Origin of the sequence: Alcaligenes sp. YSL9 (assembly GCF_030515105.1) — a bacterium.
Taxonomy (GTDB): domain Bacteria; phylum Pseudomonadota; class Gammaproteobacteria; order Burkholderiales; family Burkholderiaceae_B; genus Alcaligenes; species Alcaligenes phenolicus.
This window is the reverse complement of sequence record NZ_JALXJU010000003.1, coordinates 349468-374920: the sequence shown is the minus strand read 5'-3', so window position 1 is coordinate 374920 and position 25453 is coordinate 349468. Positions and strand designations below refer to the sequence as shown.

At 58.2% G+C, this 25453-nt stretch carries 15 protein-coding genes and 1 tRNA gene; 3 read left to right on the top strand and 13 right to left on the bottom strand.

Features of this window, described 5'->3' with window-relative positions; genetic code table 11:
- Window positions 1–30 precede the first annotated feature (30 nt).
- Together folB and ttcA are read left to right on the top strand one after the other, a co-directional pair.
- Window positions 31–390, top strand: coding sequence for a dihydroneopterin aldolase (folB, locus tag M2Q46_RS14330; RefSeq protein ID WP_302357521.1), 360 nt, complete (start codon window positions 31–33; stop codon window positions 388–390).
- Between the two features lie 57 nt (window positions 391–447).
- Complete coding sequence (gene ttcA, locus M2Q46_RS14325; protein WP_302357520.1) at window positions 448–1503, top strand: tRNA 2-thiocytidine(32) synthetase TtcA; 1056 nt, start codon at window positions 448–450, stop codon at window positions 1501–1503.
- 158 nt (window positions 1504–1661) lie between these two features.
- Here ttcA and M2Q46_RS14320 read toward each other — a convergent pair whose 3' ends face one another.
- The 5 genes from M2Q46_RS14320 to hemA all read right to left on the bottom strand — a co-directional run bounded on the left by M2Q46_RS14320 (window position 1662) and on the right by hemA (window position 5909).
- On the bottom strand, window positions 1662–2243 hold the full coding sequence (locus M2Q46_RS14320; protein WP_080748002.1) for a UbiX family flavin prenyltransferase: 582 nt from the start codon (window positions 2241–2243) through the stop codon (window positions 1662–1664).
- Complete coding sequence (gene grxD / locus M2Q46_RS14315; RefSeq protein WP_003804985.1) at window positions 2240–2566, bottom strand: Grx4 family monothiol glutaredoxin; 327 nt, start codon at window positions 2564–2566, stop codon at window positions 2240–2242. The genes M2Q46_RS14320 and grxD overlap by 4 nt, the downstream gene beginning before the upstream one ends.
- 21 nt (window positions 2567–2587) lie before the next feature.
- On the bottom strand, window positions 2588–3454 hold the full coding sequence (gene prmC, locus M2Q46_RS14310; protein WP_009464102.1) for a peptide chain release factor N(5)-glutamine methyltransferase: 867 nt from the start codon (window positions 3452–3454) through the stop codon (window positions 2588–2590).
- 2 nt (window positions 3455–3456) lie between these two features.
- Entirely contained in the window at window positions 3457–4536 is a 1080-nt protein-coding gene (gene prfA, locus M2Q46_RS14305) for a peptide chain release factor 1 (RefSeq protein WP_302357519.1), read from the bottom strand.
- 98 nt (window positions 4537–4634) lie between these two features.
- On the bottom strand, window positions 4635–5909 hold the full coding sequence (gene hemA, locus M2Q46_RS14300) for a glutamyl-tRNA reductase (RefSeq protein ID WP_302357518.1): 1275 nt from the start codon (window positions 5907–5909) through the stop codon (window positions 4635–4637).
- Window positions 5910–6204: 295 nt separating this feature from the next.
- On the opposite strand from hemA, the gene M2Q46_RS14295 reads away from it, so the two are divergent.
- Window positions 6205–6280 (top strand) — tRNA-Phe (locus M2Q46_RS14295).
- 173 nt (window positions 6281–6453) lie between these two features.
- Here the strand turns inward: M2Q46_RS14295 and M2Q46_RS14290 are convergent.
- From M2Q46_RS14290 to M2Q46_RS14255, 8 genes are all read right to left on the bottom strand, one after another.
- Window positions 6454–7803: a type II toxin-antitoxin system HipA family toxin gene (locus M2Q46_RS14290; RefSeq protein ID WP_239054787.1), complete on the bottom strand. Its 1350-nt coding sequence runs from the start codon at window positions 7801–7803 to the stop codon at window positions 6454–6456.
- A gap of 2 nt (window positions 7804–7805) precedes the next feature.
- Window positions 7806–8048, bottom strand: a complete 243-nt coding sequence (locus M2Q46_RS14285; protein ID WP_080655514.1) for a helix-turn-helix domain-containing protein — start codon at window positions 8046–8048, stop codon at window positions 7806–7808.
- Between the two features lie 108 nt (window positions 8049–8156).
- Window positions 8157–8807: an RNA polymerase sigma factor gene (locus M2Q46_RS14280; RefSeq protein WP_143241239.1), complete on the bottom strand. Its 651-nt coding sequence runs from the start codon at window positions 8805–8807 to the stop codon at window positions 8157–8159.
- Between the two features lie 22 nt (window positions 8808–8829).
- The gene (locus M2Q46_RS14275) at window positions 8830–22437 is read right to left on the bottom strand and encodes a filamentous haemagglutinin family protein (RefSeq protein ID WP_302357517.1); all 13608 of its coding nucleotides are present in this window, start codon (window positions 22435–22437) and stop codon (window positions 8830–8832) included.
- Between the two features lie 102 nt (window positions 22438–22539).
- Complete coding sequence (locus tag M2Q46_RS14270) at window positions 22540–23517, bottom strand: FecR domain-containing protein (RefSeq protein ID WP_302357516.1); 978 nt, start codon at window positions 23515–23517, stop codon at window positions 22540–22542.
- A 10-nt stretch (window positions 23518–23527) separates the two neighbouring features.
- Window positions 23528–24082 carry an RNA polymerase sigma factor gene (locus M2Q46_RS14265; RefSeq protein WP_302357515.1) on the bottom strand — a complete coding sequence of 185 codons (555 nt, stop codon included), beginning with the start codon at window positions 24080–24082 and terminating at the stop codon, window positions 23528–23530.
- A 3-nt stretch (window positions 24083–24085) separates the two neighbouring features.
- On the bottom strand, window positions 24086–24694 hold the full coding sequence (locus tag M2Q46_RS14260) for an STN domain-containing protein (RefSeq protein ID WP_160289042.1): 609 nt from the start codon (window positions 24692–24694) through the stop codon (window positions 24086–24088).
- A 249-nt stretch (window positions 24695–24943) separates the two neighbouring features.
- A complete protein-coding gene (locus tag M2Q46_RS14255) occupies window positions 24944–25414 on the bottom strand; it encodes a hypothetical protein (protein WP_302357514.1) in 471 nt (156 codons plus the stop codon).
- Window positions 25415–25453 lie beyond the last annotated feature (39 nt).

The window sequence follows — 25453 nt, the reverse complement described above, 5'->3', positions numbered from 1 at the left end:
CCATGGCGGGCCTGCTACTTTGTTTTTGCCATGACCACACGCCGTATACTCATCAACAATCTGGTGGTGCAAGCCTCTATCGGCATGTTGGACCACGAACTGGTTCACCGCCAGCCCCTGCATATTGATGCCGAATTCGACACCACCATTACGCAGGACGTTCAGGACGAGGACATCGGGACCGTGTTGGACTACCGTCAGCTGCGCGAGGCACTGATCGACGTCAGCACCACGGAACACACGAATCTGCTGGAAACACTGGTAGAGCGCCTGGCTGATCGCATCCAGAATGATTTCCCGACCGTGGAACGCGTTAAAATCCGCGCCAGCAAACCCGAGGCCTTTGCCGACTGTGATGCCGTCGGCATCGAGATTGAACGCAGCCGCTAAAGCCCCCTGCCCCGCCTCTGGCCGGGGCCACGATGACACTTCTTTCCGCTTTTCCTTATGTCCCAAGACACCAGCACCCTCCCTCCTTCCGAAACCGATACTCCCGTGTTTGCCAGCAAGGCTGAACGCAAGCAGCGCGTCAATGACAACAAGCTGAGCAAACGCATCATGCGTGAAGTGGGCCGCGCCATCGGTGACTTCAACATGATCGAGGAAGGCGACAAAATCATGGTCTGCCTGTCTGGCGGCAAGGATTCCTACGGCCTGCTGGACGTGCTGATGACCTTGCAAAAGCGCGCTCCGATCAAGTTCGACATCGTGGCCGTGAATCTGGACCAGAAACAGCCCGGTTTCCCTGACCACATCCTGCCCGAGTATCTGGAAAAGCTGGGCGTGCCCTATCACATCGAAACTCAGGACACGTACTCGGTGGTGACGCGCGTGATTGCCGAAGGCAAGACCATGTGCTCGCTGTGCTCGCGTTTGCGTCGCGGCATCTTGTACCGTGTCGCCAAGGAGCTGGGCGCCACCAAAATCGCCCTGGGCCATCATCGTGATGACATTCTGGCTACCTTCTTCCTGAACCTGTTTTACGGTGGCCGCATGAAGGGCATGCCGCCCAAGCTGATGTCGGACAATGGCGAGCACATCGTGATCCGCCCTCTGGCCTATGTGCCCGAGAAGGACCTGATCGCCTACGCCAAGCTCAAAGAATTCCCCATCATCCCCTGTAATTTGTGCGGTTCGCAGGAAAACCTGAAGCGCCAGGAGATCAACCGCATGATTGCGGAATGGGACAAGAAATTCCCGCACCGTTCCTGGAACGTGTTTGGCGCCCTGACTCGCGTGGTGCCTTCGCACTTGATGGACCCCAAGCTGCATAACTTTGCAGACTTGAAGGTGACAGGCCAGGCCGATCCGGAAGGCGATAAAGGCTTTGATCAGGATTATTTTGACGATCACCTGCCCGAGAGCTTGCTGGCCGCAGGCTTTGAGGAAGATAACGACGAAGCTACTCCGGGCGTGCGTCAGGACGCCTTCACCCCCGCTCAGCCTGCCGCTTCTGGTGAACAGCAGATTGTGTTCATGAGCAAGCGTCGTTCCGGCCAATAAACATGACACGCGGCTTAGCGTAGCGCTTGCCGCCTGCCAATACACAAGCGACAGACAATAAAAAGCCCCGATATAAACCGCTAGTGTCTGGAATGATATCCAGATTGTGGAGGTTTATATCGGGGCTTTTTTTGCGCCCGCTGAACGACTATCAGGCCTTAGCTCGGTTTTTGCGAACCATCCCAGCGTTCACCGGGCACCTGAATATCGAACAATTCCAACACCCGCATCACCGTGTGATCGACAATATCATCGATGCTTTTGGGTCGCAGGTAAAAAGCGGGCATAGGCGGGAAGATGATCCCGCCCATTTCCGTTACGGCCGTCATATTACGCAAATGCGCCAGATTGAATGGCGTTTCGCGCACCATCATCACCAAACGACGACGCTCTTTCAAGGTAACGTCGGCAGCCCGGGTAATCAGGTTGTCAGACAAACCATGCGCCACGGCGGCCAGCGTACGCATCGAGCACGGCACAATCACCATGCCCGCCGTAGGAAAACTGCCACTGGCCAAGGTTGCACCCACATCGCGGAAGCTGTGCACCTGATCGGCCAGAGCCTGAATCTCGTGCCTGCCGATATCCAGCTCATATTTGATGTTCAGCACCCCGGAGGGCGAGATCACCAAATGGGTTTCCACATCCGGACAGGACTGCAGCACTTGCAGCAGGCGCACGGTGTAGACCGCCCCGGTGGCCCCGGTCATACCTATGACCAGGCGTCGCTTGGTGCTCACTCCAGAGCCCCAGCCTCGCGCAGCATGGTTTCCAGTTCGCCGTTTTCGTACATTTCAGACACGATGTCCGAACCGCCGACGAATTCGCCCTTGATGTACAGCTGGGGGATGGTGGGCCAGTTGGAGAAGTCCTTGATGCCCTGACGCACTTCGGCGTCGTCCAGCACGTTGACCACAACCACCTGGCTCAGGCCAACAGCGCGCAGAATCTGCACGGTGCGTGCGGAGAAACCACACTGAGGAGCTTGAGCTGTGCCCTTCATAAACAGCACAACGGGGTTTTCCGTTACGGTTTCGCGGATGAAATCTTGAACTTCACTCATGATGTTCTCTTAAGAAAAGAATTAACACTGTCCACCTGTGACCCGCCGGATTCCTGCCAGATCTTCATAACTGATGACCTGTTTGAACCCTGCCTGCCGCAGCATATTTTGCACATGGTCGGCCTGATCCCAGCCGTGCTCCATGAGAAGACTAGCACCAGGACGCAGATACGGCCCGGCTCCCTGAACTATTGTACGCAAATCCGTCAAGCCGTCAGAGCCATCTGTCAGTGCCTGACGCGGCTCGAACCGCACATCGCCCTGCGCCAGATGTTCATCATCCACTGCAATGTATGGAGGGTTGGACACGATCAGGTCAAAAGGTTCCTGGCCTGCCACGGCATCGTACCAACTCCCCAGGCAAAACTCGACTTTCCCACACAAACGCTGAGCATTTAAGCCCGCCTGCGCCAATACCAGTGTGCTGATGTCACTGGCGACCACATGGGCATCAGGACGTGCCAGCGCCAGAGAAACCGCAATGGCGCCGCTGCCACAGCCCATATCCAGAATGCGGGGAGATTGGATGTTCTGCACACGCTCCAAGGCACGCTCAACCAGGGTTTCGGTATCCGGGCGAGGAATCAGCACCGAGGGCGACACCAGAAACTCATGGCCCATGAATTCCCGCACACCGACGATATACGCCATGGGCTCGCCCGCCACACGGCGGGCTTCCAGAGCTTGATAGGCTTGGATCTTGTCCAGCGGCAACTCGTCCGTGTCGTGCGCAATCAGCCAGGAACGACCGACGCCCAGCACCTGCATCCACAGCATGTCGCGCTCCAGGCGCGGCAAGGGACTTAACGGCTGCAAGGCTCGCAAGGTACGGGGATAGTCGGCAGGCGTGGCCATTGAGGACACGGCCTGCTCACCGGATAGGTTCATGCTCACGCCTGCGCCAGATCAGCCAGCAAACCGGCCTGATGCTCGGACAGCAAGGCCTTGATCAACTCGTCCAGATCGCCGTCCATGATGTAGCCCAGCTTGTACAAGGTCAGATTGATACGGTGATCCGTCATGCGGCCTTGCGGGAAGTTGTAGGTACGGATGCGCTCGGAGCGGTCTCCCGTACCGACCAGGCTTCTACGCTCGGCGGCTTCTTTGTCAGATTGCTCACGCTGCTGCTTGTCTTTCAGACGAGCGGCCAGCACCTGCAAGGCCTTTTCGCGGTTACGGTGCTGGGAACGGTCGTCCTGACACTCCACCACCAAACCTGTAGGCAAGTGAGTCAGACGAACGGCAGAGTCCGTCTTGTTCACGTGCTGACCCCCGGCACCACTGGCGCGGAAGGTGTCCACACGCAAATCAGCAGGATTGATGGTGATTTCAGCCAGGCCTTCGGCTTCGGGCAACACGGCCACGGTACACGTAGAGGTATGGATGCGACCCTGGGCTTCAGTCTCAGGCACACGCTGCACACGGTGCGCACCGGACTCGAACTTCAGACGCCCGTACACATCCTGGCCTTCAATTCGAACGATCACTTCCTTGTAACCACCCACTTCCGAATCGCTGGCAGACATGATCTCCGTACGCCAGCCGCAGTTTTCAGCATAGCGCATGTACATGCGCAGCAAATCCCCGGCAAACAAAGCGCTTTCGTCCCCACCGGCACCGGCGCGGATTTCAATGAACACGTTACGGGTGTCGTCCGGGTCGCGCGGCAGGAGCAGGATTTGCAGTTCATCCTCCAGTTGAGCGATACGTTCCTTGCCCAACTTGTATTCTTCTTCGCCCATTTCCTTCAATTCAGGGTCGGACATCATGTCCTGGGCCGCTTGCAGATCCCCTTCGGCAGCCTCATAGCTTTTGAAGGCTGCTACAACAGGGTCCAGCTCGGAGCGCTCGCGCGACAGTTTGCGAAACTCGTCCATATTGCTGGCAATTTCAGGCTCGGCAAGCATGGCATCAACTTCATGCAGACGGCGAGCCAATTGCTCAAGCCGACTGCGCATAGAGTCTTTCATAGGGAACAGCCTAAAGGGAAAATCAGAGGGTCTGGGCGCAGTTCAAAGCTATCGGGCTGCACCGCAGGAGAGTCGGTGAACAGACAACAGCCCAAACGCTAACGTCGACGGGTGGTCGAGGGCAACAGACGAGGCAGCAGATTCAACAATTGCTCGCGCTCGGAACCCTCACTGCGCGTCAATTCAGCCATCGGGCCGTGCATGTACTTTTGAGTCAGGCCATGCGCCAGCATTTCGATGACTTCTGCTGGATCATCGCCACGGGCCAACATGCGGCGCGCGCGCTCCAGCTCGTGTTGACGTACTTTTTCGACCGACTGCTGCACATCCAGAATGGCCGGCACAATCGCACGGGTACTCAGCCAGTGCATGTAATGCTGCACCTGGGTGTCAATAATGGCTTCAGCCTGCACCACAGCGGCCTGACGGGCATCGGCACCCCGTTGTACAAAGCGGCCCAGATCATCGACGGTATACAGGTACACGTCGTCCAGGCGACCTACTTCGGTTTCAATATCGCGTGGCACGGCCAGATCAACCATGACCACAGGGCGGTGACGACGCAAACGCACAGCTCGTTCCACCATACCCAGACCCAGAATGGGCAAGGTACTGGCCGTACAGGACACCACCACGTCAAAATCTGCCAGACGATCAGGCACATCAGCCAGCTTCATGGTGCTGGCCATGAAGCGCGAGGCCAGGCTTTCAGCCCGTTCCTGAGTACGGTTGGCGACCACGATGCTACAGGGGTTCACTGCCGCAAAGTGCGTGGCACACAGCTCGATCATTTCCCCAGCACCAATAAACAGCACTTTGGCCTGGCTCAGGTCACCAAACACACGCTCGGCCAAACGGACAGCCGCGGCAGCCATGGACACCGAATGGGCGCCAATAGCGGTTTGCGTACGGACTTCCTTGGCCACCGAGAAGGTGCGCTGGAACAATTGATGCAACAAGGTGCCCAGCGAGCCGGCCTCGTTGGCGGCACGCACGGCATCTTTCATCTGACCCAGAATCTGGGGCTCGCCCAAGACCATGGAGTCCAGACCGCTGGCAACACGGAACGCATGGCGCACGGCCTCGTTCTGGTTGTAGCGGTACAGATGGGGGGTCAGCTCGGCAGAGCGCAGACTGTTGAAGTCTGCCATCCATTCGGGCAGACGCTCAGCCACATGGGGCTCGGCCGCACAGTAGATCTCGGTACGATTACAGGTAGACAGAATGGCTGCTTCACGGACACCGGTGCCGAACGTGGCACGCAAGGTATCAAGCGCAGGCTTTAACACATCGATCGGAAACGCAACGCGCTCGCGCACGGCAACGGGCGCGGACACATGATTCAGACCGAAGGTTAGAACATCTACAGACATGAGCAGTACAGGCTATAGCCCTGAAAAGACCAAGACTGGCAATTTTGCAAAGGCAAAACGCATGAAATTTAAGTGATTTTACGCCGCAAGCCGCAATTTTGCCAAAAATGTTACTTGAATTGCCCTTTTGTGATTACAATTGCACTCCTTTATGCAGCCCTCTTTTCGCTGAAAAGGGCCTCCCCCTAGGGGTACGGCAAATTTGAAGTCGAAAAGATGCATAAATTTTTTGTTGTACTATGCGCACAAATTAAAAAACGTGGTATAGTTCTATTTTTACCGAGCAGTACACGTTGGCCTGGTAGCTCAGTCGGTAGAGCAGAGGATTGAAAATCCTTGTGTCGGTGGTTCGATTCCGCCCCAGGCCACCAAGAATTCAAGCAAAAAGCCCAGTCATCTGACTGGGCTTTTTGTTTTTCTACTTGCCAGATGCGCAGACTCTAGCCCATACACACGACGTGAAAGCATTTTCATTTCAGTGTGGAAATCTGCCCCTACCTGCCTCGGACACCTCGTCTATCGATCATCAGACAGCATGCTTTGCCTACAGCAGTGTCGCTGGCATCGCCTCCAAGCGCTTGGCGGACTCACGCATTCCCAATTCAATTGCCTCAAACACTTCCATAGGAAACTCAGCGGGCAGTTGCTGGGCGACCACCTCCAACACGTGCGGGACTCGTCCTAAGCAATCCATGATCAGGTCCTCCATGTTCTCTCCCCACCCGCACAGTCGGGCCATGTGGTTGAAATGCCGGCGCTGAATATCACGCAATCGGTAGTGGGTGTTTTTCCCGCGAACGGCCATGGCCAGCTTGAGACGATTCACATCCAACTTGTTCGGTCCAGTACCCGTGACTGGCCAAGCCGACAAAACATCGTACAGAGGCGTCAAGCGGTAACGGCCACCAGGCAATAGAAAAATCGAAAAATTCTTCGCATGCCCATCAGTCGCTGCCAACATCCAAAACACTAATTGTGCTGTCAGCAAAGTACGCAAGTCCTGCTCCCTCGCTTCAGACAGCTGCAAAATACGCGCGATATCAACAACGCCCGGCCCGCCATCGGCCTCGTATTTAGCATCAGGAGACTTGCCTGTTGCCTGACAAAAGTCCTCCTGTGGCAGCCTCAGCCAATAAGACTGTACAGCCAACTTCCGGTCAAAACGCTCAACGATCAATACCTTTTGCTCTTCAAAACTGGCCATCTCGCAGTTAGCGACAGGTAAATCAAAGGCGCGCAAAATCTGTGCACACAGCCATTCATTTTCTACAGAACTGCGCATATCCGCTTGGCGGCCCCCCACCAAGCCCAATGGTAGTTTGAAGATATGCGTTGTCGGAGTAGATCCAACAGGTCGACACCATTGTCCGTGATGCCATAAAAAGGCTGTTTTTTCCTGGGCTCCTGCCAAGGATATTCTGAAGTCTTCATCAGACGCTTGCTGTTGCCCCAAGACCAACGGTGCAGCAGTAGCCGCCCTCAAAGCGTTAGCGATTTCAGCCTCGTTTAAAGGACAAGCCTGAATATCAAAGACATCATCGGGCTCCTCACCTTCGGGAAGCAGCTGAATAGCTCCAACACAATCACGCCCGATAGCCGTTAGCAAATCAAAAGCATCTGTGCTGGATGTTCTGAATCGTGTCTGCAGGCGACGGCGGATTACATCACTGTCTGGTAGCAGGTTGTCAAAATAATTTCGTACTTGAGGACCACGCAAAGGCGCGTTATCAATAGTGAACGGCAAAGAAAGCGATAAGGGACGCCCTTGTGATGATACGAGCCAAACAGGGTCGTAAGTCAGTCTATCCTCGCCATTGGCGGCTACTTGCCAAGTCCCTACCCGAAGGCCATTCGCCCATAAACCCAATAGGCGTTGCTGTGAACGGTGCGCCATGGCTACCATTCACTTGTACTTAAAGGGGCTTGAGAGCGCTGTTGTACGGCTAGCTCCAGCCCCAAAATACCAGTCAAGGCTAACAATCGCTCAACGGTTAACTGGCTCGGCTGACTTTCCAGTTCGGACAAACGATTTTGGCTGATCCCCAAACGAGATGCGACTTCCTGCTGCGTCAGACCTAAAGCCTTGCGTCGAGCAACAAGCTGATAACCAAGCTGATCACTAGTAGAAAGTATGTACATATCTATTTATCGCTAATGTCGATAATTTGAGTATATCGATTATCTCGATAAGCAACAAATATCGACAATATCGATAAAATTAAATTATCGATATTAGCGATAAAAGCCTCAAAATCCCACCGGCTCCGCCATCCAACCAAACCCGGCCGTCATGGTCGGTGGTGGTGTTACACAGGCCTTGCGCCCCTGTCGCAGCTCCGTCCAATTTCCCAGCAACGCCTGTTCGCAATGCGCCTCAGCCCGGCGCAGTTCGTTGCGTGCTTTGCTGGTGGTGACGCCAAAGCGTTCGGCCACCACACTCAGGCTCTGTTCTTCCAGCCGGGCCGCCAGAAAGATGGCGCGGCGTTGGCGGGGCAGCAGCTCGATGGCGTAGATCAGGACGGACAGCAAAGATCGGCCGATCAGGCTGGACTCTGGCCCCGGCATGGGGGAAATCTGCTGATGCTCTTCCAGTTCCTCCAGGGGTACCAGCGTCCCTCTGCCAGATTCGGCACGCCATTCATCAATCGCCAGGTTGCTGGCCATACGCAGCAAATACAAGCGCGGGTTGGCAACGGGCCCGATCTCCCGGCTGCCATGCAGACGCAGCCAGGTGTCGTGCAAGGCATCCGCTGCGCGGTCGCGGCAGCGCAGGCGGATGGTCAATTGACGCAGCAGCTCTTCGTAGTGCACCTTCAGATACAAGCACAGTGAATACTGCGGCGTCACACACTCTTCATTACGCTTGCGTGTAGGCAAGGGCAGGCAAGTGGACAGCATGATCAGATCTCCCAGGCTCAAGCTACAGTGTCATCCGCCGCCGCTCCTCGGGCGTCAACCGATCCAGAGCGGATTGCGGATTGGCGCCCAGTCCCAGGACCTGCACCGTACTGTCTTGGCGATACGCAGAGGCATCTATCCTGGAAGTCGCTGGGCCTGCTCCTGATGATGTGGCCCCGCCCCCTGGCTGCCCTGCATCCCCAAATCCCAGAATCTGCACAGTAATGACCGAAGGCAGATTCTGACGAGCCTGTGCACGAGCGCGGTTGACCGTATCCTGCGCCGCCGATGCGGCCGACGATGCTGTCGCGCTGGCGTTACTCAAGGCGCCTGTGTTGACAGTCGCCACCACCGGAATTCCCTTGGACTCGCCCTGTACCTGAATATTGTCTGCATTGACCACACGCAAGGCGGCAATATTGATGTCGCCCGACACGCGAATCCCTGCCTCGCCCGCGTCCACCGTTCCCAATGGCGCAATCAGATCGATATAACCTGGCGGGACCTCGGGAACCGGGTTCAAGGTAGCGATACCCGCACCGGTATTAGGCGTTGATGGCGACAAGGCCACATTGCCAAACAGATCGTAAACACGACGTTGCGGTGTGTAGACCACCGTGGTCTTGCTACCCCGACCCGCGTTAATGTCCCCTGCTGCCGACCAGGCCAGAATATTGCCGCCAAAGGTCGTAAAGACCCGGCTCTGCCCCATCAGAATGTCGCTTTGCGAGAAGAAGTTGATGTCCCCTTCCCCTTGCGTGATCACACCCGATCCCGGACCAGGGTTAAAACCACCATCAATCCCCACCAGGGCGCGCCCGCCGGGAGTCAGAATGCTGATGTCCCCACCAAAGTTGGTGTGAATACCTGCATCCAGCACGTCGTAGAACGACACGTTGTAACCCGGACTGCCCAAGGCCTCCCACTCGGCCTTGGTGATGTAATCCAGCTTGGGATTAGGCCGGCTCTTGCCCGCCGTGTTGTTCACGTAATCCGCGTCGTAATACAGCGCACTGCTGTACATCGTCAAATCACCCGTGTAGCTCAAGGCCTTGCCTTGAGCATCCTGTTCGGGGAACAAGGTGGCAATCGCTTCACGACCCCGCAAATAGCTGCCTGCGCGCTTGCTGTCACTATCGTTGTACTCACGGCCCGATGCCTTCAGCTCTGCGTAGTACACATTGCGCAGATAACTGCGTTGCTGCTCGGGCGGCAAGGCCTCGAAGAAGCTGCGGGCGTCCATGCTGGCCGCATCAAAATGCAGGCCCAGGCCGTTCTTGTCGCCAAAGCGGGGGCTCAACCAGTTGACCAGATGTAGCTGGCTCTCCAGCTTGTACTCGCGCGCCAAGGGACGACTGGAGGCATTGCGGCCTTCAGCCCTGGCCTGATCGCGTACCTGGTCCAGCTCTCCCTGCTTCTCCTGCAAGAAGGCTTGTGCGCCGGATTCATCACCTGTGTAGCCAAACTCGCGTTGCAGCCATTGCCCCAGCGTCAGGCCACCGCTGTAGATGTACAGCGCCTTGCCCTGTTGATCTGCAAACGGCAGCTCCAGATCAGCCTGATTCTCGGGGTTCAGATAGCGCGCCGCAAAGTCGTTCCAATGTGCTCCTTCGCCCATTCCGGCCGAGACCGAAATACTGGCGCCACCACCACGACTATCGGACAAGGCACTGCTCAAGGGCCCCAGACTCTTGATCTCGCCCTTGTCAGCCAGATACACATGACGCCCGGCCGACACGTCCAGCAAACCTGGCCCCAAGATGTAGAAGCTGCTGTTACGCACGTCCCGACCCGCTTCAACAATGGAAATATCGTCTGCCCAGGCATGGGTAATCAAATTACCGCGTGTCGTCGCAGTGGCACTCTTGGCCCCTGCCACCGCATCTTTCTGCCCCAGGCGTGTGCCCGAGTCGGTAATGTCACGCCCGGCCCGAATCGCCACAGGAATCGAGCCTTCCATACGTGAGCCCTGCGAGCCTGGAGGGTACCCCAACAACACTTCCTGACCGACGCGCAAGCCAACAATGTCGCCGTTGACAGCGTAGTAACGAGCAGGCTGACGTTGAGCTGCGGCAGTACCGATATTGACCGGCGTACCAAACACAAACAAGGAACCTGTATTTTGACGGCCTCCGTACAGCGAAGTGACCGCCTTGCTGCTGACGGTGAACCAGTCGTTGAGCTTGACGGCCTCGCCATCCACGTTATGAATAATGCGAGGGTTATAGCCGTACTCGCCGCCCCCTGTCTGCGATAGCAAGCCTACAAAGGCAGGACGGAAAGGGCTGGACATGGCCGCTGCGTCTGCCGCCGAGGCCGAGAAAACATAGCCGGCTGCCTGAATGGAGCCCCCCGCCAGGAACTGCAGTTCACCACGCCCTGTTGCGTTGACAAACTGCTCGCCCATTGGCGAAGGGGCCAGTACCGTACCAAAGCCATAACGCAATATCGAATTGCTCGATACAGTGGCATCGCTGGCACTGGCTCCATACTGAATATTGCCGTTGGCGGCCGACGCACGCAGGATAGAAGGATAAAAATGACCATCTGCGTTATGAGACTGGTTGCGGCCTGGGTCGCCCCAACGCGTATCCTCATACGCATTGCGCTCATCCCAGGACGTGGTGGGCGTCAGGTTGCCCCCCACACTCAACAAATCAATCGCCGTCGCCGGTGTCCACAAGGAGAACCAGGACCAGCCATTGCCGTCATAGTGCTGGCCATCTACGGAGAAAGGCGTTGAGCTTAAGGACAAGGTACGCCCTGGGTCTACCGTACTGCCCAGCACCAGATCGCCCCGCGTTTGCATGCGTACTGCGGAATCACCCAAGACCAGAATCGGACCACCGGTTGCGGCCCCTCCGCCGCTGGCATAAATATTGCCAGGACGCGTATCCATTTGATCTGTTCCACCAAAGCCCAGCTTTACCCCACCAACCGCGCCGGCATCCAGAGCAATGGCTCCTCGCAAATTCACCAAAGTGCTGTTCAGGTCATGCTCGTTCAAGCGCACATCGGGGTTCGGGTTCAGTGTGCCGCCCAGGCGCAGGACCAGGTCCCCGCCACCTGTCTGTACCAGTTCGCCCCCCGGGGTGATTCGGCCTGTGCTGCCCACCACCAGATGCAAGCCCTGGCTGCGCGGCGTATGCGTCTGCTGATTCCAGCTGCTGCGAATACCGCGCTGGTTCAACATGCCGGCATCCGCCCCGGCCTCCACGGTCAAGTTGCCACCACCCAAAGTACCCACACCGGTAAAGCCGGCCAGGAAAGGATCGTTGGCAAACAACCAGGTGTCGTACTCGCTATACCCGCCATTTGCGGTACCCGCCACATATGTCCCGAAGTTGACCCACCAGGCACTGGGAGTCCCTTCCGAGGCTGACACTGCACTACCCGTTCCCTGGCGCCACAACCAGTTACCCACTGCCGTAGAAGCAATCTGCTGACGCGTGTTGTAGAAGGTGTAGCTCAGATCATTCTTGCCGTCGTTATTGCCGACCAGATCCCCCTTCACACTGCCTTGAGCACGCAGCAACACATTGCCGCCCTTTTCGGGATACCAGGCCTGATACAGGCTGTCCGCACCACCGTCGACCAGCGACTCGAAACGCTTGCCTTCCGCACGCAAGATCGTGCCATCGAACAACTTGCCACGCGCCTGGTTATAGGCCGCCCCCATCGATGCCGACGGCGTGCCCGCGGTGTAGACCCCATACAGCGAATTCATCTCGATGTCGCCACCAGACACCAGATCCAGGTCACCCACGCCCGTACGCAGGACACTGAACAGTTGCTCACGGGCGGGCTGTTTCACGTCTTGCATCTCGGGCGGTGTAGCGGGCGAGAGCTCGGCGGCCATATCGCCCATGCCAAAAATATTCAATTCAGTGACATCGGCACCGATAATGCCGTACGCTTGCAGCTCTTCGATCTGAGCCTGTGTCACCTGCTCACCAGAGACAGGCACAAAGCTCAACCAATAGCCCCCCGCCAGCAATTCAACCAGCTCTTCAAAGCGGCTGACCTCTCCCCAGCCATACACCGCTGGTTTACCCGTTCCTGGAATTTCGGTTGATTTCACGCCAAGGCCAAAGTGCGTATCCGCCAGCATCAAGCGACGCTCGGTATCAATCAACGTCAAGCGATTATCCGCTGCCGAGGTATCCGCCCCGGCAACCAGACGCAAATCCCAGGACTGCGAGCCAGCGGCCAACATGGGGGCCAGAGCCAGCATGCGACCTTGCGCGTCATCCCCATCTCGAGGACGAAGATCGACCATCACGGCCCCGCCCGGCAATACCACGTCCGTCTCGGAAGGCACCAGCGCCCCTTTCTTCAAGGCAACCTGCTGGTTCAATTTCATAAGCACCGGCAAGGGCACGCCTTTAGGCCACAGAGTAGCCGCCATTTGCGCATCCTCCGGCAAACGGAAGCCCGCGGCCAACTGCATATTGGCTTGTAGTGTCACTGCCTCTTTCAAGACCGTGCCAGCGGCATAAACCACTTGCCCGGACGCATCCAGCACGGCCGCTGACAGCACCGTTCCTGCCTGCAAGGACAGGCCTTGCGCCAGACTCATCAGGCTGGGGATTACGGTGCCGCGTGGCAAGCTCATGCCCTCCACGGGCAGGTCATAGTTAACGGTACGACCGGCCGCGAACTGGGTCCCCACGTCCAGCGTGGCCATGCCGCCATGGGGGATGATGAGATCACCGCCAAAAGGCATACGACCTGCGGGCAGAACCCAGCCACCATCATCAGCCGTGACACCCAGCACGGAGGTATTGAAGCCATCCGTCAAACTGCCAAAAATCGTCAGATTTCCAGCGGCGCGCAATACCAGGGCCCCGGCCTCGCCCGAGCCATATACCGAGCTTTTCTGAGCATGAGGATTGACGCTGGCATAGCGGTAGCCCGACAGATCAATATCCCCATCCACATGCAGATCACCATCTGGATTCGTGACGGCATTGCTGACAATCTCCACACCAGGGCGCAGGTGGAATTGATCACCATAAGCACGCAGCCCGGCCAGCTTGCCTTGCATCAAGGCCTGATTCGCCAGAGCCTTGTTGATGAAGGTTTCACTATCCAGATGCTTCTGACGCAAGTAGTCCTGATCGATACGCTGGTAGCTGCGACCATCTACCGTTTCATCGAGGCCGAGCTGCGCATCGTCGTATTGCTGGAAAGCATTGACGGCAATCGACCTGGCCCCGGTAATGTTGAGTGCACCGCGTGCATCAATATCGACATCGTTGCCCGTCGCGCCACCCAGGCGCGGTGCGTTCAGAGCGACAGTGCCGTAATTCGCATGGGAACCAGCCACACTCAGATTCATGCGCATGCCATCGGCCAGAACCAGACGACCCTGGCCCGAATCAATTTCAATGATGGCCCGGTTAGGTGCTTCAATCACTTGGCCGTAACTGTCCCGACGCAGCACACTGGCACTGGCATCCAGCACGGCGCTGCCAGTCAGGGTCACCCCTCGCTTGGCAGCCAGGCGAATGCTGCCCGCCTGCTCACCGCTGGCATCAATGGTGCCGTTGACCGTCAGGCTGCCATTGTCCACGGAGACATTGATTTCACGCGCTTTAAGCTCGTTGCCAATGAGCAGATCCCCCTGGCGCAGTTGGAAGCTGCGACCACCCCACACCGATCCTTCATTCAGACGGGCGTTAAGTCCCGCAAAGTCCGCAATCTGCTGTCCACGCAGCTCAATAAAGCCGGAGGCAAAAGGCACCAAGGTACCGCCCGCATCGTAATGCCCTGTTCCAGCTCCCGACATACGGCCACGCAAGTCCACCAAACCGTTCAAGGCCAGGGCCGTCAGTTTGCCTGCACGATTGTGCTGGGCCGATACATCAATCAGGGATTCCGCCGCTTGGGTCACATTGCCGCCGCGACTCTCCAGCACAACCTCGCCACCCCAGCTGTACTTGTTCACATCAAAAAAGCCGATCGGACGCCCTGCCAGATCCAGTTGCGCACCCTCTTGCAGAACCACATCGTCCTGAGCAGACAGCTTCAGCTTGCCGCTAGGCAGCAAGGCCGCACTGTCCCAGACCAGGGACCTGGCAGCATCCAGGCTCAACTCGGCTCCCAAGGCGTGCACTGCTGTGGCCAGATCAGGCTGCACCGTGCTGCTCCCCTGCGGACGAGTCACCGCAATGTTGCCACCTGCACGGATGTTGTTGACCGAACCGGCCTGTCCGGTAAACAAGGGGGTGCTGATGTTCAGATTGCCGCCCTGATAGGTCCAGCCATTGCTGGCTGCATCCCAGGCACCACGACTGTGGTACACGGACAAGCTGCCCTTGTTATTGGCTGTGATGCGCTCGGAGGCATTCAGGTTCACGCTGCTAAAGCCCAAGGCCAGACGGTCGTGCATGCCCACGGTATCGGGCTGGCTTTTCGGGCCGTAACCAAACTCAATCTGCTGAGCATCAAATACCAGATGGCCATTCCCCGTGCCCGCGCCGCCTTCCACGATGCTGCCCGCCGGTGTCGTGGCTCCGTTCCAGACCAGAATTCCGGTTTCGATACGTGCTTCACTATGTGCGTCGCCATAGCCATAAATGGCAGCTGCGCTTAACACCAGGCGCTCCAGTGCCGACTTGCCTGTCACCGGGTCCAGCGTGCTCAAATTGACATCACCATAGAAGTTGACGGAGTCACGCGCCGTCAACACCAGGTTCTCCAATGCAGGCGCCCCCATCTGGGTATCGCCGCGCAGCAAGCGCTCCAGCACACGTTGATTCAGCGTCAGACCGGAGGGCAAGATACCCGCAGCAGACGCGTCGGACAGGGCCTGCGCTCCGCCCACATTGATGCCACCCATAGCCAGCACCAGATTGCGTGTGCCATAGCGCACCGACTCATCCAGCTCAAAGGTTTTATTGGTGGCAGCAGTAATCGTGCCTTCAGAATACAAACGGGTTTCACCCGAACAGCTGCTACCGACGGCACAAGTCCCAATATGCAGAAAGCCCGCCCCTACCGTGCCCCAACTATCGTCGTTGCTGGGTGAAGTGACATCCAGCCAGCCATTGCTCAAGGCCAGAACCCCTTTCTGGCCGGGCTGCAGCACATAGCCCTCGCTGGAGTCCCAGGGCGCGGTGCCTTTGCCCAAGGTGTTGATCGTGGCGCCCTGCTCAACCGTCAGGCCCTTTTCACGATTACCCACCACCAGAAATACCTGCGCTGCTTCCAGCACGGCGCCGCCGCGAATATAGATTTCATCTGTGCGCGTGTTGCCCAGACTGACACGCCAGGCATCACGGGTCGAACCATAACCTTGCAAGGCAAACGTGGAGGTAGGTGACCCCCCGATACTGATGCCTGCCGCCCCCAGGCGATTGAGCACACCGGACTCTACCGACATACCATCAAAGCCTGCGGTCGGCGCTGCCCCATCAGCCAGCACTTCAATGCGCTGACCAGTCAGCACCACATTGCCCCCACGGCCATTCGGGGCCGGTTCAAACTTGGCAACACCGGACGCCACCTGCAAACGGTTCGCCTCCAGCTGCAGTTGGCGGGCATCCCGCTCCAGTTGAGGGCGCGGGACACTATCACGCGTGGCCCAGTCCAGCCCAAACTGCGAGTAAGACGTTTCGTTGTACTGGGAATACTGGCGCAGGGTGTCTGCCGAGGTCAGCACCACGCGCGAGGGCATGGCATCCATGACATGGGTATTGGCGATCCCCAAACGGGCGGCCACATTGTAGGAACCATTACGCATGGCAATGGTGCCACCCATAGCCGCACTGGCACTACCCGAACCACTGATTTCAACGCGGTAAGCACCAGGCAACAAGGCGTAGGTAGAGGGCAGCAAGGTATACGTCCCTGCGGCCAGGCCCGGTACGCCCTCTCCGATATGAATCTGGCGTCCCACCATAGGATCGCCTGCACCATTGTCGGCCGCCAATGGCGCCACCACTTGCTGTACACCTGGCACGACGGCATAGACCGGGTTGCCAGCAAGCTCGGGCAGCATGAAGCCGTTATTGGTGCTCTGAATCAGGGGGTGCAGGCGGGCATCCGTAGAACCACCCCGCCCAGGCAGGAAACCTGCTCCTGTCAGTTCCCCACCACCCGACAGATCCAGCAAGGCACCTTCTTGCACGTCCACGCTGGTGGCTTTCAGGCTGAGATTACCCAGCAGACCGCCCAGGCCCACATAAGGCGCATCGCTACCTGCATAGTTATAGGTCAGCCCATCCACCGTCCCGCCGTAGGGCATGATCAAACCCGCGGCACTGACCGAGGTAATACTGCCAGGGCGCATCACCATGGAGGTTGGGGCTTGCGAGGCACCACCTACACCCACCCCCAACTCCAACTGCCCCAAGGGAGCCAGCAACACACCGCCCTGATCAATATTGCCCGACATCAGGCGCAAGACACCCAAGGCAGAATAAGGCTGGGCGACAGGGCCACTGCCAATGCGCTCGATACGCAAGCTGCGCTGCGGGTCATACTGTGTCAGCGGGTTATTCCACTGATCGCGCTGGATATAACGGCCCGAAATCACCTCCGCCGTCACGCCAGTTCCCGGATAGATGCGGCCAGCCGCCAGCACCAGATCCCCTTCGGTCAGCAGCTGTGTACGATCACCGACCGTATGCTTCAAGAAACGAAGATCGTTCTGCGCGCGCAGGTCCACCGTATCAAAGCCGGCACGCGATACCTCGGCCTTGCCACTTTGCAAGGACCGGCCCAACGCACCGAAGGCGATCTGGTTGGCAATGTCCAGCACATTGGCATCGATACGCAGATAGGAGTCTGGCAGCAGCTCGGGCAATCGGCCTTCATTACTGTTCAGAGCCTGAATCAGCGGCGTCACATACTTGTCGCGGGTGGGATGCGTTGCCCCTGCCAAACGGACATGAGGCGCGGCCAGCTTGACCGTAGCACCGGGCATAGAGCCAGGGGCCAAGGCAATCTTGGGGGTGGCCAGATGCAGGCTTTGGCCCATCTGCAAATCCACACCGTTTTCAATCGACAAAATGCCGTTGGACAGCAGGGCCAGATTATCAAAGCCCCCCGCCTGAATGCGGTCCACACCCACACGAGCATGGCCGTAGACCAGACCCGCATCAGCACGACCAGCTTGCAGATCAAGCGGCAGATTCTCCAGTTGCTGCTCTTGCACCAAGGTCATTTCACGGTGTGCCAGCACGCGATCACCCGGCCCACCTGACATTTCATAGTTCGGCGACTCCAGGGCGACCGACAAAGTTCCGCCCGCCGCATTGACACCACCGGCCCAGGCCTGCATATCGCCATCCAGATAGAGCCCGTTGAAGCTGGCCAGATGAATCACACCGCCATTGGAAGCAATAGTTTGCGCGCCCTGACCAGGCATGTCCAAAGTCGCTGCGGCTCCGGATGCCAGCAGGCGCGCGCCTTCGCGCACAATGACAAAGCTGTCGATAGCCTTGACCTGCGTTGCAGCCTGCTGGTACTTGCTGCCAATTTCGATACGGCCACCATTGAGCACTTTGCCATAGCGTTGACCCTGGGCATCGACCGCCGTCATGGCTTTGCCCGACACATCCAGCATGGCATTGCTGCCCAACCAGATCGAACCGTCGTGTCCTTTGAGGTGGCGCACGTCCTCGCTACCAGCACTCAGACCATAGATACCGATCTTGCCGCCCGAGGCTCGCAAAGAGCCATCCACCGTAATCTGACCGCTGCCTTGCAAGACAATATTGCGACCATCATCTACGCTAATATGCGCCGCCTTGCCCACGGACAAGGTGGGGCCACTGGGGTCCACATCTTGCTGCTTGTACTCAAAACCTGCCGTCAAGCTCAGATCGGCACCGCCGCGCTGGCTGATCGAGCCTTTTTCGGGCGATTCGCTGAACTCGGGTGGCAACCACAGGGAGGCAAGCTGATTCAGATCCCCACCGTTGGCCAGTTGACGTGCAGCGGGCAGATCCAGCTGCATGACGGGCATGTTCAGCGCCAGATTGGCCCCTTCTGCCACGGCCACGCCGTAGCCGCCTATCACGTCGTAATTCGCAAACCCTTTCTGGAACAGGCTGCTGTCCAAATGCAGCATGGACCCCACGGCCACATCCTGCGTCAAGCGCGTTCCGGCACGCAGCAAGGTGCCTGCGCTATAGCTCAAATCGGCATGAGCGACCGTGCCAGCTTTGTAAACGCCGGGTGATGGCGCAATGGCGATGCCATCAGGCAGGATATCTGCCGGCACCACATAGTTGGTCGGGAAGCTGGCGGGATTCATGATCTCCATGATCACCGTTCCCGCTGGCAAGGTTGGCGCCACGCTCCAGCTATAACCGTCTACCCGCAACTGCTGGCCATTGGACAGCCAAACCGAATAACTGGAGTTCTCGTTGCTTGGCTTGGGCAAGGTCCAGGGGGTCGTCAAATGAATCCAGCTGGACTGATTGGCCTGCTCAACCTTGGGCGCCCCACCAATCACCTCGCCAGCAGCGGCATGGGTACGCGTGTAGTGGAAATCCACCGGCAAAATCGCACCGGCAGCAATGGTAAAGGCCTCGGTCGTCAGCAAATCGGCCAAAGAGCTTTGGCCCGCTTGCAGGACACCATCACTGCCCTGCACCGTGCCACCCAACACGACAGTCTCCCCGGTCTGCAAGCGCAAGGTGCCGCCTCCAGCCACACCATGACCACGGATTTCACCCTCGAAGACCAGTCGTCCACCTATGCCGGATACGGCGGACATATACGCATCAGCTGCCAAGGTGATATTGCCGCCCTTGCCACCTAGCACCGAGCCATCGGCCATATAGGCCGCCGCCGAGGAGACGTCCAGCAGCGCGTGTTCGGCCACAGTCACATCACCGCTGCTGCGCAAAATGATTTCACCACCATTACGCCACGGCAGATAGCGCATCGCGCGGCTATCCAGCTCCTGATTGCTCCAGAAGCCTCTGGTATCCAGGGTGACACCTGAGTCAATTCGTGTGGCAGCGATAGCGCCGGCTGCCACATCGGCAATCTTGCTGGATTGCCAGCCCAAACTGGCGCTGGTCCATTTATCCACCAGATCACCCAGCACAATACGGCCACCGCGCGCCGTCAGGTCAGCCTTCACATCGACTTGATTGGCATGCAGCGCGATCTCGCCCCCCAGCGCAAGCTCCAGCGCGTCATTGACTTCCACACTTTGGCTGGCATAGGCACGTAGAGCCCCCAGACCCATTTGCGTCAACCAATCGGAATCCAGGCTGATGCGAGAAGAGCCGGACGTCGCGTCGGACAGCTCACCCCCCTCTTGCGCCTGAGCCTTGCCAATCACAATCTGCTCAACCACTGCACTGGGGCTATAACGTAGATTCTGCGTGTCCTTGTCATAAACCGGTGTCCAACCACCCAGAATCAGCTCGGCCCGACGCGCTACAGCCGTTTGTGACTGCTGATAGCCATCCAGCTTGGGAGCCGGTGCCTGAATCTGGCGCGGGCCCTGGTAAACCTCGGATTCGATATGCCCTTGCAGGTCCGCCGCCTTGGTCGAAATAACCAGGCGGCCCGCATCACGTCCTACCGTATAGCCTTCTTCGTAACGCTGGGTAGGAGCCAGAATCGGGTTATAGAAGCTGCGGGTTTGACCCCAGCGCGCGCTGGTCTGCTCGTAACCTTTGTACAAGCCGGTGTAGAGCAAATCGCCCGGTGCACTATCGACCGTGTATAGACGGCCATCCACACCCCGCAGCCAGCTTTGGCGCAGATAACCGCTTTGTACATCCAGCGTGCCGCCCGACAAGTTGATCAAGGAGCCGGGACGCGTCACCACGCTGGCACCGCTGAACTGCACGGTGCCGCCCTGGGCGGCCCACTCGCCAATACTATGGCTGGCGACGCCCAGATAACCACCCACTTCCAGCAGCCCGCCCGCGGTGTACCAACGGTCCTTTTCATAGCCATTGGTGCCAGCAGGAACAAACACCAGGTTGCGGCGATCCAGCCAGACATCGCTGCTGCGCAGATTGTCGCCCTCGCGGTTGACCGGAGCATCGCGCTGCTCATTACCCTGAATGTTGATCATCAGGTTGTTGGCTTCCATCGCCACGCGAACACCCACATGGCCGGACACATCAATCACGGCGTCCTGACGTACCTCGCTGTTCCTGGCCGCGTCCACAAAGACCTGACCACCCGTCGCCAGCGTCAGGCTGTCGGCGTCGAAAACCACATCGCCACCGCTGGCAATCTGTACCAGCGACTGATCACGGCGATGACGCAGGCCGTCGCCTTCCTTGTCCGATTCCTTGATCAGGGCTTCGCGTTGTACATCCAGGGCGGTAGCAGCGCTTTCATCCAGCACAATGGCTGTGACGCTATCCTTGCCCAAGGTCACGCTGGACAGGCCATCCGTCTTGTTGTTCTGCAGATGAATCGTGCCTCGGTTGTGAACCGAGGTACTGGCCACCAGCACGCCGTCCTGGCTGATCGTGCGCCCGGCCAAGGTGATGTCGCCCGTTGCGGCTTGAATCACGCCCGTATTGCGAACCAGGCCCGTTTTGTCGGAGGCACCTGCCTGAGCTACCACCGTGTTGCCACGGGTGGTGGAATTGACGTTTTCCTCTGTCCCCATCCCCTTGCGAATGATGAAGTTCTCGCCTGCGGCCAAGGCAGCCTGCCCGCCCGGGGTCGAGATACTGCCTGCATTGTGCACCTCCTGCCCCAGCAAGAGCACATAGCCCCCGCCCTGGTTTACGGTCTCGGATGCGTGTGTGCCGATACGTGCACCGGCGTGTATCTCGATCTTGCCTTGCGCATTAGTGAAGGACGCCGTGTTGGCGTCCTTGCCATACAAACCTTCCTTGAATTGCTGGTCCGTGATCTTGGCGGCGGCTGTCACCAGATTGCGCACGTTCACTTGAGACGTGCCGCTGAACACCACCCCGTTCTGGTTCACCACCATCACGGTGCCATCGCCCTTGATGGCGCCTTGAATCTGGCTCGGGGCGGTATCTGCGCCTACAACACGGTTCAACACCGCATCGGATGCTTTCTGCTGGAACTGCACCGTGGTGTTGCGGCCAACGTTAAAGCTTTCCCAGTTCAGTACGGCTTTGCTTTCAGTCTGCTTGATGGCAACGGTGTGCTGACCATTGTCTTGTGTGTGCACCGGACGCTCTGCGCCGGTCCAGACGTGCAGATTGCCTGCAGCATCACGATCCCACACCCCGCCTTGCGCATAACCGTCCGGCACACCGGCTTCTTTGGCAGCAGCCTCGCGCGCGGCTTTTTGTGCAGCTTGCTGAGCAGCAATAGCACTGGCGGTACGACCCAGGTTCTCGACCGAACGGGCCAATTGCTGACGTGCTTCGGCATGTTGGCGTGCTGCCGAATTCAAAAGGCCATTGCCGGGATCAACCATCCCACCTTGTGCGCCGGAGACATTGCGCTCTACCGCCCCCCGCGACGCGAACCATGCGCCTGATACGGGCTGGGTTTGCGCATAAGCCTGCGCACTTAAACCACCTGTGACCAGCAAAGTCGCTATGGCTCGGGCCACCGGCGTCAGGCGGTTTCGGGACTTGTCGCGAGAAGCTCTATCGACAGGGTTTCTAGGATCAGATGACTTGGAAGACAAACTGCGTAGGCGTGGCGACATTGCTTGAGTTTCCCGGCTTAAGACTGGAGGGATTTCGTATCCATATCTACAAGACTGGTTCTGGCGAGAAATCAATCATGCCTATTTTGTTACTTTATGTAATTACGCCTGCCTTACCAGAGCGATGCCGCCCGCCAACTCCTGCACCCGTATGCCGGACATGGCACGCAGCATGTCCAAGGCCAAATCCATATCGCTGATGGATAGGCTCAAATACACCGGGCGGCTCTTCAAGTTGTCGCTATAAACCACGATCTTGCCGGGCCGATAGCGGTTCAATTCTTCAACCACATCGGCCAGGGGCTGGCCTTCAAAAGCCAGATAGCCACGCCGCCAGGAACTGACCTGATCCAGATTGGGACGCTGCACCGCATGGATGCGTTCATAGTCGTAAACCGTTTGCTGGCCTGCCTGCAACGTGACGGTTTGATTGGCTTGCACCACCACCTGCCCTTGCAGGCACGTCACCGTCACGCTCTTGCCGGTGTAGCGCACATTGAACTGCGCCTGTTGTGCTTGCATACGTCCTGGCCCAGCCTGGACGTGGAGGTGGCTGGTCGCTCCATCCAGCACACGGATTTCGACTTCGCCTTCAACAAGCTCAATGCCTGCCCCTTGGGCCGTATCACGACGGTTGATGCAAGTTTGCGTGTTCATCTGAATGGCAACGGCCTGCCCGAGTTGAATCTCGCGCTGTTCGCCCACCCCTGTTCGAAAATCCGATGTCAATTCCGTGAACGATGGCCACAAGCCCCAGGGCGGATGTACTACTCCCACCACCGCCAGGGCCCAGGCTGCAAAAGCTCCCCCCATGAAGGCGCGCCGGGCCGTAAATACGGGTGAGGCAGCGGGAGCTTTCCATTCCGGCAACAAGTCTCTGGCGGCCTGCAAACCCGGCGTTACCGTGTCCATCGTTACCGTCAGCTCCTGCCAGGCCACGCGATGTTCGGGACTTTGCTCCAGCCATTGCTGAAAGCTCTGCGCATCGGACTGCCGGGCACTGCCCGAATGCAGCCGCACCCACCATTGATTGGCTTGGGTACGCACGGCGTCAGACGGGAAGGAGGAAGAAGGACTCATGGGGCAAAACTTAAGCGTCGGTAAGGCTGTCGGAGACGCTGACACCCACAGCATCATTGAATTGTTCCGCGCAACGCAGTCGCAAATAGTCCAGCGCGCGCATCATTTCCTTGTTCACCAGGGAAACCGAAATATTGTACTGTTTGGCGATCTGGGCATAGGTCAGACCATCTACCCGCGAAGCCATCAAAATCGTGCGCTGACGAATCGGCATGTCCTGCAGCACAGCCAGCAATTGCGCCGTCGTGATGCGCGCCCAGGCACAACGCTGGGTATCGTAGGTGTCATCGGCAATATGGCTCAAGGCGTCCAGATCCATGGCAGTCAGCAAGCTGTTGCGCTGTTTGTAGGAATCAATGGCGATATGGGTGGCCATGCGCAGCAAGTAGGCTTCGTCATTGTTCACCGATACCCCGTTGCCTACTCCCCCTATCCGTATCCAGGTTTCCTGCAAGGCATCCGCCGCATCTTCACGCGAACCTATCGTGCGCTCCAGCCGCTGGCGCAAATGCGTGTAACGGGCGATCAGACTTTGGCGCAAACGACTACGCAGAGCTTCGGACATGATCTACTTCCCGGCCTGCACAGGGCAGTCGTCACGCACATGTCCCGAAACGGGGGCCAGCAACAGGACCAAGGGTTGCGGCAGACTGGCATCCGGGGCCACGCCCATTGCCAGTGAGTCCAGCACCTGACTGATCGCCTGATCGCGGCTGGCCTGCCCGGTCGAGCCCAACAGGTGCACGCGTTCCACCTGCCCCTGTGGGTTCAGCCACAGCTGCATGGCCAGCCGGTACGCGCCAGGGCGGGTCTGGGGCGATCGGCACAAGGCATTACGCACAGTCTGCTGTACTCGGGTGACATAGGCACTGTAATCATGGGCACCATCACGCACGCCCGAGATGTGATTCAGATTCAAGGGGCGCTGGCCGGTGGCCACTTTGCCCGGCCTGCTATCGGGCAAGCGGATCACAATCGAGCGGTTATCCACGTAATAGGCTTGCAAGCCCGAACCATGCAGCAAGGAGGACAAGGCTTGCTTGCGCGTCATTTCGCCGCGCACGGCTGGCATGGGTCGCTGCGGATCGGCACCGTCCAGCAGCACAGAGAGATCAGAACGTTGACCATACGCTTTCAAGGCCTGAGCCAAAGGCTGAGCCTGAATGTCGAAAGACAAACGTTCGGAAGAATTTAGCAGGGTGTCAGCATCAGACCGGGCAACTGCGAGACTTGCACAGGCAAATAACAAGAAAGCGCCGAGTAACACCGCCACACTGATCGCCACCTGAGTCATGGTCATGCGCACGTTAATAGGTCTAGCCGCGGCGTCGGACAGTGAAACGAAAAGGGGTGAGGCGAGGCGATTGTAGAAGTCCCCAATGACAACATAGTGACAGTTCCCGCCCGCTTTACGTGCCAAGCCACCTTAGCGCAGCACCAGCCAGGGCGTAGCGCCCTGCAGGTGTTCACGCATCTGTTCCAGGCTGCGCTCCAGCGCCTGAGCATCCTGGCGATAAAGATGAATCAGGGAAAACAGCGGCGAGCGGGTATCAATCAAATATTGATTCGCCCCGTTCAAGGCGGGCACACACAGCACAGGCCGGTCGGCCAGCAAGCGCCAGCGCAAGGTCAGGTCGCGCGTTTCTTTCAGGTTGAAATGCCAGTGGCGCGAGACCTGCGCACGGCGTATCAAATTCTGGCTGACACCGACTGAGTGCAGGGTCTGGTGGCTGGGGATCAGGTCTGGATGAGGCAGGCAGTGACGCAGTAAATAGGCGCACACCGCCGCCAGAGGGGAAGCATGGTAGATGGCGATGGAAGAAGTTTTGGCACTGAACCACGGCGTGGCTTCATGCTGCTTTTCCCAATGCGTACTGCTGATCCGCCACAATCGCATGCCATTCTCCTTCACCCGCCCTGCCCCTGGGCCTGCTGC

Coding starts and splice junctions, on each gene's coding strand:
- folB (WP_302357521.1), top strand. CDS start 31: ATGACCACACGCCGTATACTCATCAACAATCTGGTGGTGCAAGCCTCT.
- ttcA (WP_302357520.1), top strand. CDS start 448: ATGTCCCAAGACACCAGCACCCTCCCTCCTTCCGAAACCGATACTCCC.
- grxD (WP_003804985.1), bottom strand. CDS start 2,566: ATGAGTGAAGTTCAAGATTTCATCCGCGAAACCGTAACGGAAAACCCC.
- prmC (WP_009464102.1), bottom strand. CDS start 3,454: ATGAACCTATCCGGTGAGCAGGCCGTGTCCTCAATGGCCACGCCTGCC.
- prfA (WP_302357519.1), bottom strand. CDS start 4,536: ATGAAAGACTCTATGCGCAGTCGGCTTGAGCAATTGGCTCGCCGTCTG.
- hemA (WP_302357518.1), bottom strand. CDS start 5,909: ATGTCTGTAGATGTTCTAACCTTCGGTCTGAATCATGTGTCCGCGCCC.
- M2Q46_RS14290 (WP_239054787.1), bottom strand. CDS start 7,803: ATGGCGCACCGTTCACAGCAACGCCTATTGGGTTTATGGGCGAATGGC.
- M2Q46_RS14285 (WP_080655514.1), bottom strand. CDS start 8,048: ATGTACATACTTTCTACTAGTGATCAGCTTGGTTATCAGCTTGTTGCT.
- M2Q46_RS14280 (WP_143241239.1), bottom strand. CDS start 8,807: ATGCTGTCCACTTGCCTGCCCTTGCCTACACGCAAGCGTAATGAAGAG.
- M2Q46_RS14275 (WP_302357517.1), bottom strand. CDS start 22,437: ATGTCGCCACGCCTACGCAGTTTGTCTTCCAAGTCATCTGATCCTAGA.
- M2Q46_RS14270 (WP_302357516.1), bottom strand. CDS start 23,517: ATGAGTCCTTCTTCCTCCTTCCCGTCTGACGCCGTGCGTACCCAAGCC.
- M2Q46_RS14265 (WP_302357515.1), bottom strand. CDS start 24,082: ATGTCCGAAGCTCTGCGTAGTCGTTTGCGCCAAAGTCTGATCGCCCGT.
- M2Q46_RS14255 (WP_302357514.1), bottom strand. CDS start 25,414: ATGCGATTGTGGCGGATCAGCAGTACGCATTGGGAAAAGCAGCATGAA.